The sequence below is a fragment of the Paenibacillus sp. 1781tsa1 genome (assembly GCF_024159265.1).
Taxonomy (GTDB): Bacteria; Bacillota; Bacilli; order Paenibacillales; family Paenibacillaceae; genus Paenibacillus.
Genome location: NZ_JAMYWY010000001.1, coordinates 1,999,620 through 2,012,697, shown reverse-complemented (window position 1 = coordinate 2,012,697; position 13,078 = coordinate 1,999,620). Strand labels below are relative to the sequence as shown.

Genomic DNA, 13,078 nt, shown 5'->3' with positions numbered 1-13,078 from the left:
TTAACCCACCTTATTAACTTTGACGTCTCCGATAAACACACTTACAATAATCCGCACCTTTTTGCTTGCTTCAAGATAATGGGCAGTTTCAGCCTGGGCACTACTCAAGAATCCGCCGCGTTTCTGATTCAACAATGACATGTCTCCAATGAATGAATTCGTCGTCACCGTCACACCCAGGTCCATATCTTCTGGAACAAATACTTTCACATCACCGATAAATGAGGAAATGACAATCTTCGTCTCACCGTATGGAATCTGTGCTTTGGTCAAATCAATCACGGTATCTCCGATAAAGGCCGAGATGTTCATCGGTTTCAACGAGAACACTTCCTGTCCCATATACAAATCCCCAATGAACGCTGATTTATTAATGCTATTGCCACTGCCATAACCCCCATAACCATTCCCGTAGCCATCATCGTAATGTTCTTCATATCCAGTATCACTTGAGTTATGCGATTGATATTTCTTCTTATAATGTTGCCCTTGTGATGATGAATCTGTTGATCCTGTGAAATGAGGGCCATATGATTTGTTCTTCTGTTCCTGTTTCGGTTTGCCAAAGGTTTTCTCAAACTGTTCGTCAAACGACGATGGCATCTCCAGTTCCTCAGGGGACAACGGTTTGTAAGGTTGATCCGGTGCTGGAGGTGGCTGCATTTTGTCATGATGTTTCCGATCACGACGTCGTGGCCCAATCAGTACAAATAATCCTCCACCAATCAGCATAACCGGGATCAGATAACGGATGAACTCCCCCATGGAGTAATCAATCCATCCCAGGTTACGGGCAAGAAAGTAACCACCGATCGCCAGTACAATTGCTGGTCCAATAAAAGCGTAACCCCCGTTGCGACGAATCTCGGAGATTCCTTTGACCCCCCACCAGATTAGAAATAACGGCCAATATGTTCTGAAAATATATCCTACATCAATGTCATAGCCCAATTGTCTGAACAAGATCATCGCACCAATAGCAATAAGAGGTATGCCAACCCACCAGCGGTCACGCGTAGATCGTTTCATCGCTCATGTCTCCTTCGTCTGTATTATGTATCCAGTGTAACTCAGACAAGACAATGAGAACAGCGGCGGCAGGTGGAAGTCATCTCGGTCTCAAGACTGAGTTGGGAGGATATTTTTGTAAAAACTTCGCATATGTAAAACACCCCGGAGCTGCTGCTCCAGGGTGTCGAATCCTCATTTGGTTAATGAATCTTCATTTATTTTTTGAATTTTCCTGCTTTGCCTTGAGCTTGGCCAGTTTGGCCTGTGTTTTCTACACCGAACTCGGCATTGAATTTTTCATCAGGTGTTTGGAAATTATCTTGAACTTTGTTTTGAGCGGATTGCTTCACTTTAGATGCTGCATTCTCTTCTCCAAACTCTGCATTGTACTTCTCGTTCGGCGTTTGGTACCCTTGTGATTTTTTAGCCACAACGAATCACCTCTCTCTTCATATTTACGATGCATCGCTGCACCGCGGGGTTCGTCCCCAGTCAATATTATGTGGAGAGAGCACTTCTGTTATTCATGTTCACATGTGAAATTAAATGGCCTTGTCCAGCCAAGAATCCGGTACAGATTTGTACACATTGATCGCATCGGCCAAATCGCTGAGCATCTTTTCTGTACACTTTCCAGCGCCTTGCCTGATCACCTGTACCTCCACATCCTTTTTGCCCCACTCTTTATACACTTGCTTGGTTGTCGGGAAATACAGATCAATTTTATTGCCTTTGATCGCCGAACCGGTATCTGCAACAATCCCGTATCCATAACCCGGAATATACAGAATGGAGCCCATTGGAAACAACTTTGGATCAGCTGCAATCGTGGAGACGGTTTCTTTATCACGACGCACTTTTACACCAGAATACGTAATTCCGTATTGTGGATGTTTGGGGCCTTTTCCTGTAGACTCCACACCTGCCGTATATCCCGTTGCTGTCACCTTCTGTGTACCCAGTACCTGTTCTGAACGTGGAGCAAGCACAGGCATAGATGGATTACCCACTTGTTTCTCTGGAAGCTCAGGCCTTGGAATGACCATAGGTTGTGGTGACCATAGTAAAGCCATGTACACCATGGTTGTCAGCTGGGCCTCATCGCTGTATAGTGGGCTGGCCTGTTCCGGAAATTCTTGATCAGACTTGCTCAAACTCTCAAGCGAAGTCTCATTGCTCCGATTTTCGACATGCAGTACTGCACTTTCCTCTTCAAATGTATAAGCATCCGCCTGATTCAGGCTGATCATCATTCCGGCGAACATTACACAACCAACCAGTAAACACCGTATCGTTTTCTTTTGAATTGAGAATTGCTTTTTCATTGTACAACCTCCCCCTCACTGCAAAGGTTTTCCAAAAAGCAATTAATCTATACTTTTCAAAATTGAAAACGACGAAAAAACGCCTGAACAACAAGGGAATTCCCAAGTTATTCAGGCGTCGTAGTGATTGAGCTATGCCATTAATACGCTGATCAGTCAGTCGTTGAATGGTTCATTTACACCAAACGTGTTGCAATTTCTTCTTTCAACTGAGCGATAATTTCATCGACCGGTTTCATGCCCAGATCGCCTTCTCCACGCTTACGCACGGATACCGCTTCTGCATTACGCTCATTCTCACCGACTACAAACATATAAGGCATTTTCTCAAGCTGCGCCTCACGGATTTTATACCCGAGCTTCTCATTCCGCAGATCAGCTTCAGCAGAGATTCCCGCACGTTTCAGCTTCGCTTCCACTTCACGCGCATAATCGTCGAAGTTTCCGGATACCGGGATCACTTTGGCCTGAACCGGAGACAACCACAGCGGGAAAGCTCCTGCAAAGTTCTCTAGCAAGAATGCTGTGAAACGTTCCATCGTACTGATTACACCGCGGTGAATAACGACCGGACGATGTTTCTGTCCGTCATCTCCCACATATTCAAGCTCAAAGCGCTCAGGCAACAGGAAGTCCAGTTGAACTGTAGACAATGTCTCTTCTTTGCCCAGTGCTGTTTTGATCTGCACATCCAGCTTCGGACCATAGAACGCAGCTTCACCTTCTGCTTCATAGAATGGAAGGTCAAGCTCTTCCACAACTTCACGCAGCATGCGTTGTGACATCTCCCACATCTCGTCGTTCTGGAAGTATTTCTCGGTATCCTTCGGATCGCGATAGGACAGACGGAAACGATATTCGTTGATACCGAAATCCTTGTACACGGTTTGAATCAACTCGATAACACGAGCGAACTCTTCTTTGATCTGATCCGGGCGTGCAAAGATGTGTGAGTCATTCAGAGTCATGGCACGCACACGGTGCAGACCTGTTAACGCTCCTGACATTTCATAACGGTGCATCATGCCAAGCTCCGCAATACGGATTGGCAGATCACGATAGCTGTGCATGCTGGACTTGTACACCATCATATGGTGAGGACAGTTCATTGGACGGAGAACGAGTTCCTCGTTATCCATAACCATTTTCGGGAACATATCTTCCTGGTAGTGCTCCCAGTGTCCAGATGTTTTGTACAATTCCACGTTACCCAGAACCGGTGTGTATACATGCTGGTATCCAAGGCTTTCTTCCAGATCCACAATATAACGCTCCAGCGTACGGCGCAGCTTCGCACCGTTAGGCAACCAGATTGGAAGACCTTGGCCAACCAGTTGGGAGAATGTGAACATTTCGAGCTCTTTACCAAGCTTGCGGTGATCCCGTTTGCGAGCCTCTTCGAGGAAGTGCAAATGCTCGTCCAGCTGTGCTTTTTTCACAAAAGCCGTACCATAGATACGTTGAAGCATTTTGTTTTTGCTATCTCCACGCCAGTAAGCACCAGCGACATTCATCAGTTTGAACACTTTGATTTTGCTAGTTGATGGTACGTGGGGACCACGACACAAGTCGAAGAATTCACCTTGCTCATAAATCGTAATCACGCTGTCCGCTGGCAAATCACGGATCAACTCAAGTTTGTAAGGATCGCCCACTTCTTCGAACGTTTTGATCGCGTCCTCGCGGCTAACTTCCTTACGTACAATTGGCAAGTTCTCATTCACGATACGTTCCATTTCCTTCTCGATCTTTTGCAGATCTTCAGGATTGAGCGCATGTTCGAGGTCCATATCATAGTAGAAACCATCTTCAATGACCGGGCCAATACCGAGGCGTACCTCTTGGTTACCATATAAACGTTTCACTGCTTGAGCCATCAAGTGAGCTGTACTATGACGCATCACTTCTAGTCCTTCTGGTGAATCCAAAGTTACGATCTCCACCAATGCTCCTTCATGAAGTGTTGTGGACAAGTCCACCACGATACCATCCAGCTTGCCGGCTACGGCATTTTTGCGCAATCCGCTGCTAATCGAAGCGGCTACATCCTCAATGGTGCTGCCATCCGCGTACTCACGTACCGAACCATCCGGTAATTTAATGTTAACTGCCATTTGTCTCATTCCTCCTGTTAATGTAACCTTCATGTCCTAATTTTCATGGATTGATTATCTAATGCTATTCCAATCATTTTGCAAAGGAACGCAAAAAACACCCGTCCCGGCAAAGGGACGAGTGATATATACTCGTGGTTCCACCCTAATTCAGCTGATTCATCCTATTCGGAGACACAGCCCTCATTGGCATGACGATAACGGGCATGACCCGGCAGATCCTTACTCGCGGATAATCTCCAGTAAAGGCGATGTTCTAACTCCACTTTCAAAATTGCAGCTACAAAGGGGTAAACCATACGTGATATCCGGAGGAAATTTCAGCCTAGGTTCCTCTCTCTGCACCGATCTTGCGTGTGGTCGTTGTCTTTGTCAACGCTTTTGGTTCAATGGCTCACATGAAAAAATCATGGATCAATAGTTATTATAATTGCCGAGATCACTTGCGTCAAGACCTGTCAACAATCCTGAACGCAGCACTTCACATTCCGGGCAATGATGGCATATCTGCACCTTGTCTTCAAAGATCTGGCATATGGTCGAGATGATCGGCAGATCCGGGGTACGCGTATGCAGCATAACTTTCTCAGGAGAGATCGAGATGAGTGTACTTACAATCATATCTTCAATATCCATCTCCAGTTCCAGACCCGGCATTTCCACAACAACCTGTTCATCCTTCTGCACGGGTAACAGATTAAGTCCAGCATCCAGGACCTGAAATTCATGCATTCCCTTGTGTACAAGATGAACCAGAGGTACTTTGGCTTCTTGAAAAAATACAAAATATTTTAACAGCCCCATAAACTCTTCATACTGCCGATCCATCCAGAACTCATCCAGCGCATACTCCACCAATTCCTGAAGCTCCTGCTTATATGGCCGTATGCGGAAGTTGATAATGCCTTCAAGGTGAAAAAAGTGAACATCCTCCAAATCCTGTCGTAGTCCACTGGCCAATGTAGTACGGCGGCGCTCCCGAAGTCCGGGCTGATCCAGATCACCATTTAATAGAAGTGGCATGCAGATGCGGTTAACCTTCTCCACCTCATGCTCATCCATGACAGAACATGCCTTGGCGATCATATCCTCCACCATGTTCCGTTCTTGTGTCTCCATAATGAAGTCGGCGAGCCCAAGGGAGAGCAGATCACTGATCCGGGGAAGCCATTGCTGGAAGTCTTCGTGATTCTCATTCCCTCTGCACACCCAGGTTGCTCTTCCATCATTATGTTTGAAGGTGAGCCGAAATCCTCTTTTACTTATATGTAAACCTTTGGTTTTTTCCTTGACACAACGATAAAATTGATCAGCTTCCTCTTGCCCCGATACATCAGTCCATACAGCAAACAGTTCCACAAGAATCACTCCTTTCCTTCCTGTTCAAAGTATATGGCAAGGCCGATGGGGATATACGAAGCGGATTGATGGAAAGCGTGTCATGATTTCTCAGTATATTATGAAGAGGTTTGGAGTTAAGACAAAAATGTGTTATTATTTTAATAACAGTATGTTTCACGGAAAAGGAGGGAAGCCAAAATGAGACAACAACCTAGAATACTCCACTACACGATCATTATCATTTTGTGCGTTTTCCAAGCCTTGTGCTTCCCTATTCCGATGCAGTCCGAATCTGCCGTTGGGGTGTCTGTCGACGCAACTTCCAACAAGGAAGTGCTGTTACAAATACCCGAATCCCAGCAGAAACCTGTCATTCGCAAATACCCACAAGTCATGTCCAAGCTGATTGCGGTTACGCATAATAAGCCTGTCTTTCTTGTCCTCGCATTGTTATTAATGCTGCGAATCCCTACAACGGGTCTGTCCTTTAAACCGTGGTATTGTCTGTTTAAACGCAGATTATTTCTGCTACCTATTAAGTTTACCAGCATGTATGTATCCCTCACCCCTACAGCACCAAAATACGTAAACGCTCTTCACTAGCCGTTGCGACGTATTTACAGGTTGCTTTGCATGGAGACACCTCTGTATTTAAGACGGTGCGCTTGTGCATAACTTATAACCCTTATTGCACACGTTAGATAAACCAATGTTAATGACAGTACCTATTTTTGTTGTACCCACACCTACAAATTCAAATCATATGGCTGTGTCAGGAATTTCTGGCTCTGTTTACCCGCATCTTTTGATGTTCCTTTGAGCAGCAAATTATTCATTTTCGGGAAATAAGCCTGTCTTCTGTGGCCAGCCCCTAATTATAAGGAGGCAACTATCCATGGATGTACGCGAAACAGACTTGCCGGGAATCGGCAAAAAATTTCAAGTTGAAACAAGCAGCGGTGATAAAATTATCATTATTATTCACGATGACGGTCGCCGGGAAATGTACCACTTTGAGTATGATGATCCCGATCAAAGCATCTCGATGATCACACTTGACGATTACGAAGCACGACAAATTGCTGCTATTGTTGGTGGATTAACTTACAAACCAAAGCAGCTTGAAAATATTGAAGTAACGTTTGACGACCTGATTATCGAGTGGTACAAAATCGAAGCATCCTTCGGATGTATCGGCAAATCCATCGGTGAATTGGACGTACGTCAAAACTCTGGGGCGACGGTTATTGCCGTTGTAGAGAAAAATCACAAAAAACATATCAGCCCAGGTCCGGAGGTAGTTATCAGTGCAGAATCCACGGTAGTAGCCGTTGGCGAACGCAATCAGCAGAAACTGTTTAAATCCCTCCTCCTGACTGGAAGGGGGTAAATAGATGGATCATCTGATATTCGAAGTAGGTCTGGCCCTTGTGCTCATTGCGGCAGCCGGCCTTTTATCGGCAAAACTAAGATTTTCGGTCGTTCCGTTTTATATTCTGATCGGGATGGCCGTTGGACCACATGCCATGAAAATCTGGCATCTGGACTTCCGCTTCATTGAAAGTCAGCCTTTTATTGATTTCATGGGTCGGATCGGTATTCTGTTCCTTCTCTTCTACCTTGGACTTGAATTCTCGGTAGGTCGTTTAATTAAATCGGGTCGCTCTATTGCAGTTGGCGGCTCGATCTACATCGGAATTAACTTTACGCTGGGATTAATATTCGGTTTTATGTCCGGTTTCCCAGTTGCAGAAGCACTTATTATCGCAGGTATAACTACCATCTCTTCCAGTGCCATCGTGGCCAAGGTACTCGTTGATTTGAAACGAACAGCCAATCCGGAAACAGAGATGATATTGGGTATTATCATGTTCGAGGATGTATTCCTCGCTGTATATATCTCGATCTTGTCCGGACTTGTGCTTAGTGATTCATCCTCCATCGGAGGCGTCATCATGTCCGCACTTATTGCGCTCGGATTCATGCTTATCGTGATTATCCTTGGACGCAAAGCAACGCCGCTACTAAACAAATTGCTTAAAATCCGATCGAATGAGTTATTCTCTCTCGTTGTATTCGGAGCATTGTTCCTGGTAGCCGGCTTCTCTGAAACCATTCATGTTGCCGAAGCGATCGGTGCATTACTGGTTGGACTGGTGCTTGCTGAAACAGAACACGCAAAACGGATAGAGCACTTGATTCTGCCGTTCCGTGACTTCTTCGGAGCCATATTCTTCTTCAGCTTCGGACTGTCCATTGATCCGTTGTCTCTGGGTGGCGAAGCCGTATGGTTAGCTCTGATCGCAGTTGTTATTACATTGTTCGGTAACTTCCTGGCAGGCATGATGGCCGGACGCAGTGCAGGTCTATCGCCCAAAGCATCGGCCAATATTGGATTAACCATTGTGTCACGGGGTGAATTTTCCATCATCTTGGCCAACATGGGTAAAGCAGGAGGACTGCTGCCAATGATTCAACCGTTTGCCGCACTGTATGTCCTAATTCTGGCCATTCTGGGTCCTTTATTAACCAAAGAGTCCAAACATGTATTCCGTTTATTGGATAAAATATTCAAGTTCAAAGATCCTCGGAAAAAGAAAGAAGAACCGAAGGTTCTGCAGAAAGAAGGATAATTCCCTATGTCTGTACAGTACAGACATACGATCGTACTTCGCGGCTCTACGCCGATCTTTCTGTGACTAACCAGGGAGAATGGTTCGACAGCCGCAAAAAGGAGGATGACCTATGAAAGCACCTCTGATATCGGCTAATTCGGTGCCAACCGCCGCCAAGACCAGAATATCGTCCACCCGTCGCTGGTTAAACCTGCTGCTTGTGATTGTGGGTGGAATTCTGGCCTCCGTGGGACTTGAATTGTTTTTACACCCCAATAAGATCATTATTGGAGGCATTACAGGCATTTCCTCCCTGTTCGCCCACTGGACCGAAATGAGGATTGGATTATTCCTATTTTTATTCAATGTTCCGTTTATATTTCTGTCCTATAAGATTGTGCAGAAGAAATTTGTACTGGTTACTGTTCTGGGTCTGGTTGTCTTTTCGATCGGTGCCATTGTGCTTCATCCCATGCCGCCACTTGTAGAGCACCCGCTGGCTGCCGCCATGTTTGGCGGATTATGTCTCGGACTTGGAATTGGGCTCGTCGTGCGGTACGGTGGGACACTGGATACGCTGGAAATCGGTGATCCGTCTTCCCGCCCACCTGAACGTGTATTTAGCGGAAAACGGATGCTTATCGAAAAAATAATCATGCTGCTTAACTTGTTGATACTGACAGCCGCTGGTGTTGTCTTTGGCTGGGACCAAGCGATGTATTCCGTAATCGCCTACCTTATTGCTTATGAAATGGTGTACATTGCGTTCAGGGGCTTCTCTTCCAAACGCAAAGTATGCATTCTGACCACACAAAGCTCTCAAGTTGAAAAAGCTGTACGCAAACGGCTGCGCCGTGAACCTGGAACGCTGGAAGCCACTTCTGACTCAACACAACTTGCTATGGCTGAAGGGTGGATTAGGCAGATCCCGGGTGCACTTTATTATGAGGTACATGTTCTGGAGATGATCTGGTTGAAGTCCATCGTGCGTCACATTGATCCACATGCGGGCATTGTGACGAATCCGGAAAAATAAAAAAACGCTCTCTTCCCCTATGGATGGAAGTATTGTCCACCAAGGTCAGAGAGCGTTTTTTTCTGTTATTATAATTAATTGATATTATAGTTCAACGATGGCTTTGACTACATGTGAGTCTGGCAACAGCCATTGGTCTATTGCAGAAGGCAACTCATCAAATTCCACTCGGTGTGTGATATAACCATCCATGCTTAATTTCTTTTGACGCAAGGTGGACAGGACTTGTTCAAAATCTTCACGGGTTGCGTTTCGACTACCCAAGATACTCATCTCCCGTTTGTGAAACTCAGGATCATGAAAGGTAATATCCGCTTTCACCAGTCCCACGAAAATGAGTTGACCACTATGCGCCACATATTGAATGGCCCCATTCATGGAATTCACATTACCGGTTGCATCGAAGACAGCTGTAGCATAGTCGCCTCCCGTAATTTCAGCCACTTGTTGTACAGTATGTTCATTGGCCTGTACCAGATCATCCGCTCCAGCCCAAGTCCGGCTAAGCTCCAGCCTGTCCAGGTTACGGTCAACGGCAATAACACGGGCTCCCGCCTGTTTCGCGAATGCCATCACGCCAAGCCCAATCGGACCAGCTCCAATCACAACTACATGCTCACCAGGCTTAATTCCCGCTCTCCTGACCGCATGGGCTCCAATGCTTAAGGGTTCTACCATTGCGGTCTCATCCAGTGTCAAACCTTCTGCTGAGAGCAAATGTGAGACAGGCACGCTGATTCTTTCTCTCATGCCTCCGTCTACATGGACGCCCATGACTTGCATGGACACACAACAATTGGTTTTTCCACTGCGACAAGCAATACAATGACCGCAATGCAGATATGGAATAATGCTTACCTGATCCCCTGGCCGTAATCCTGCATCGTTCGGACCGATCTCTTCAATAACACCCGCCAGTTCATGACCCAGTACGCGAGGATAAGTAAAGAATGGCTGATTGCCTTTGTATGCATGCAGATCTGTTCCACAGATTCCAATCCGTCGAATGGCAACCAACGCCTCCCCTTCTGCACGTTCCGGTTGAGGCAGGTCCTGTAGCTTCAATTGATCTATTTCTTCACATACAATGGCTCTCATCGTTGTTCCCCCTTGGATGCTTCTGCTGACGTGTTGCTTGGCTTCGTATTATATTCAGGACGTCCGCTGGACCACGTCTCGTTATGCAATGGAGCCAAAATGCGCAGCACTTCATCAAGCAAACCCTGATCTATCGGCTCCTCTATCCAGGCTGCATTATTGACGATATTACGCTGGTTGGCACTGCTTACCAGTGTTGTTGGAATCCGTTCATTCGACGTGGAGAATTGCACAGCCAGCTTGGCAATGTCACTGCCTTGATCTGCACAGAATTGTGCAGCCTCCAGACAGAGCTGCTTCACCCGTTCATCTGCCGGATGCCAGGCAGGCGCACCTCGGGTACTTAACAAGCCCATAGAAAGAGGCGAAGCATTGACGAGGCCAATTTCTTCTTTTTCCAACAGCGGCAATAACGATAACAATGAGGTATCATTCAATGAATAATGACAATACGAGATGATTGCATCCGCATTGATCTGTGGCAGAACCTTCTCGAACAACGGCAAGGGTAATCCGCAAATGCCCGCATGACGAATAACTCCCTGTTCTTTCAGACGCAGAAACGTTGGAAAAGCTTCTTCAATAATCATTTTTGCTGGCACAAATTCAATATCATGCAGGAACAAAATATCAATATAATCGGTATGCAATCGCTTGAGGCTCTCTTGTACACTATCCTGAATACGCTTACGTGAAAAATCAAACTGATCTTCCCCATAACGTCCGGCTTTGGTTGATAACATATATGAACTACGCGGCAAGCTGCGGATAGCCTCACCCAACACCGTCTCTGCCTTTGTCAGCCCGTAGTAAGGTGAAACGTCTATGTAATTCATCCCCGCATCTACGGCTGCATGTACAGTGCGAATCCCTTCGTCCCGGTCAATGTCACGAAATACAGAACCGAGGGAGGATGCTCCAAAGCTTAATACAGGCACGTCCAGTTCTGTCTTTCCAAGTATTCTTCTCTTCATTGGTTTGCCCCTTCCTGCATGTCTGGCTACACAAGTTCCCTTTCATTGTAACAGTTCAATTTCATTATAAAATATCGGCATTTGCGTAATATGTACTGTTTGATGACCTCAATCTCCGAAAAAAATCAAAAAGCCCGCCGTCTCTCCATACGGAGTAGTCAGCGGGCTTGGCTTCATAAATACTCATCTAACGATCAGCATATATGGAGTAGTCAAAATATTATAATTAGTTCTGCATTACGAAATCTTCATGTACGGAATTCTCTTCGTCGAACATGCGCACAATCTCGTATCGGGTGTTACGCTGTGCCGGAATATAACCTGACTCTCGAATCAAACGCAGGATGGATTCAATGTTAACTTTGTAAGTTGCACCCGCAGCAGATACAACGTTCTCTTCAATCATGGTACTACCGAAGTCATTGCAGCCAAATTCAAGCGACTTCTTACCAATCTCAGGACCCATCGTTACCCAAGAGGATTGAATGTTCTTAATATTATCCAGCACCAGTCGGCTGATGGCTACAGTCTTCAAGTACTCTTCCGGAGTCTGACGCTCCAGCTTAAGGTTGGTATTGTCTGGCTGGAAAGTCCACGGAATGAACGCCAGGAAACCTTCGGAATCATACTTGTTCGCAATACATTCGTCCTGCGCTTCACGTACACGGAGCAAGTGCAATGCACGCTCTTCCATCGATTCACCAAGGCCGATAACCATGGTTGCCGTGGTGTTCATGCCGATGCGGTGTGCAGTTTGCATAACGTCCATCCAATCCCGCCATGAACCTTTCAAGCGGCTGATCTTCCGGCGTGTGCGGTCATCGAGAATTTCAGCACCGCCGCCAGGCAAGGAATCCAGTCCAGCTTCGTGAATGGCACGAACAACCTCTTCCAATGTAAGACCATCGGAGACTTCAACCATTTTCATAATCTCCGCTGGGGAGAAAGAGTGCATCGTGATGTTCGGGAAACGCTCTTTGATGGCTTTCAACAGGTCTGTATAATAGCTGAAAGGCAAGTTTGGATTCGTTCCACCTTGCATCAAAATCTCGGTACCATTCACATCTTCCGTTTCCTGAATCTTCTGGAAAATAACTTCATCCGGAAGCACATAACCTTCATCCGAACCAGGTCTGCGGTAGAAAGCACAAAAACGGCAGTACACATCACACACGTTCGTGTAGTTGACGTTACGCCCAATTACAAATGTTCTGTATGGTTCAGGGTGCATGCGTTTCATAATGACATTAGCAGCTGCCCCGATTTTGTCCACTTCATTGGATTCAAATAATTGAATCGTGTCTTCCAAGTCCAAACGTTCGCCCCGAAGGGCTTTATCTAAGATACGGTCTACCGTACTCATCGTAAAAAAGCCTCCCTCATGAAGAGAAATTATATAACGATCCGTCCCAACTTGTTCAAAAGAAGCAAGTTCTGGTGGCAACATCGCATTTCTGTACTCCACATATCGTAACACAGGTTACATGTGAAAAAAAGCACCTTATGTACAGGTGCTTTAAAAATAAGTAAAAATTTTTACATATGGAATGGAATTGATTCGAAC

General features: G+C 45.9%; 12 protein-coding genes. 4 read left to right on the top strand and 8 right to left on the bottom strand.

Annotated elements, in window-relative coordinates:
* The 5 genes from liaF to NKT06_RS09065 form a co-directional block, all read right to left on the bottom strand.
* Positions 1 to 1,029 carry a cell wall-active antibiotics response protein LiaF gene (gene liaF, locus NKT06_RS09085; RefSeq protein WP_253432846.1) on the bottom strand — a complete coding sequence of 343 codons (1,029 nt, stop codon included), beginning with the start codon at positions 1,027 to 1,029 and terminating at the stop codon, positions 1 to 3.
* A gap of 197 nt (positions 1,030 to 1,226) precedes the next feature.
* Entirely contained in the window at positions 1,227 to 1,442 is a 216-nt protein-coding gene (locus NKT06_RS09080) for a hypothetical protein (protein WP_253432844.1), read from the bottom strand.
* A gap of 111 nt (positions 1,443 to 1,553) precedes the next feature.
* A complete protein-coding gene (locus NKT06_RS31655; RefSeq protein WP_483311615.1) occupies positions 1,554 to 2,093 on the bottom strand; it encodes a 3D domain-containing protein in 540 nt (179 codons plus the stop codon).
* Positions 2,094 to 2,512: 419 nt separating this feature from the next.
* Positions 2,513 to 4,450 (bottom strand): threonine--tRNA ligase, encoded by a 1,938-nt coding sequence (thrS, locus tag NKT06_RS09070; RefSeq protein ID WP_253432841.1) that lies wholly within the window; start codon positions 4,448 to 4,450, stop codon positions 2,513 to 2,515.
* A gap of 414 nt (positions 4,451 to 4,864) precedes the next feature.
* Complete coding sequence (locus NKT06_RS09065) at positions 4,865 to 5,818, bottom strand: putative sporulation protein YtxC (RefSeq protein ID WP_253432838.1); 954 nt, start codon at positions 5,816 to 5,818, stop codon at positions 4,865 to 4,867.
* A 171-nt stretch (positions 5,819 to 5,989) separates the two neighbouring features.
* Between NKT06_RS09065 and NKT06_RS09060 the strand changes: the two genes are divergently transcribed.
* The 4 genes from NKT06_RS09060 (at position 5,990) to NKT06_RS09045 (ending at position 9,442) form a co-directional block, all read left to right on the top strand.
* The gene (locus NKT06_RS09060) at positions 5,990 to 6,394 is read left to right on the top strand and encodes a hypothetical protein (protein WP_253432835.1); all 405 of its coding nucleotides are present in this window, start codon (positions 5,990 to 5,992) and stop codon (positions 6,392 to 6,394) included.
* A gap of 292 nt (positions 6,395 to 6,686) precedes the next feature.
* Positions 6,687 to 7,181: a cation:proton antiporter regulatory subunit gene (locus tag NKT06_RS09055; RefSeq protein ID WP_253432832.1), complete on the top strand. Its 495-nt coding sequence runs from the start codon at positions 6,687 to 6,689 to the stop codon at positions 7,179 to 7,181.
* Positions 7,182 to 7,185: 4 nt separating this feature from the next.
* A complete protein-coding gene (locus NKT06_RS09050; protein ID WP_253432830.1) occupies positions 7,186 to 8,424 on the top strand; it encodes a cation:proton antiporter in 1,239 nt (412 codons plus the stop codon).
* 112 nt (positions 8,425 to 8,536) lie between these two features.
* Positions 8,537 to 9,442, top strand: coding sequence for a YitT family protein (locus NKT06_RS09045; protein WP_253432827.1), 906 nt, complete (start codon positions 8,537 to 8,539; stop codon positions 9,440 to 9,442).
* An 84-nt stretch (positions 9,443 to 9,526) separates the two neighbouring features.
* Here the strand turns inward: NKT06_RS09045 and NKT06_RS09040 are convergent, their stop codons facing one another.
* The 3 genes from NKT06_RS09040 to mqnC form a co-directional block, all read right to left on the bottom strand.
* Positions 9,527 to 10,540: a zinc-binding alcohol dehydrogenase family protein gene (locus NKT06_RS09040; protein ID WP_253432825.1), complete on the bottom strand. Its 1,014-nt coding sequence runs from the start codon at positions 10,538 to 10,540 to the stop codon at positions 9,527 to 9,529.
* A complete protein-coding gene (locus NKT06_RS09035; protein ID WP_253432822.1) occupies positions 10,537 to 11,514 on the bottom strand; it encodes an aldo/keto reductase in 978 nt (325 codons plus the stop codon). The genes NKT06_RS09040 and NKT06_RS09035 overlap by 4 nt, the downstream gene beginning before the upstream one ends.
* A gap of 226 nt (positions 11,515 to 11,740) precedes the next feature.
* Complete coding sequence (gene mqnC / locus NKT06_RS09030; RefSeq protein WP_215076942.1) at positions 11,741 to 12,877, bottom strand: cyclic dehypoxanthinyl futalosine synthase; 1,137 nt, start codon at positions 12,875 to 12,877, stop codon at positions 11,741 to 11,743.
* Positions 12,878 to 13,078: the final 201 nt, after the last annotated feature.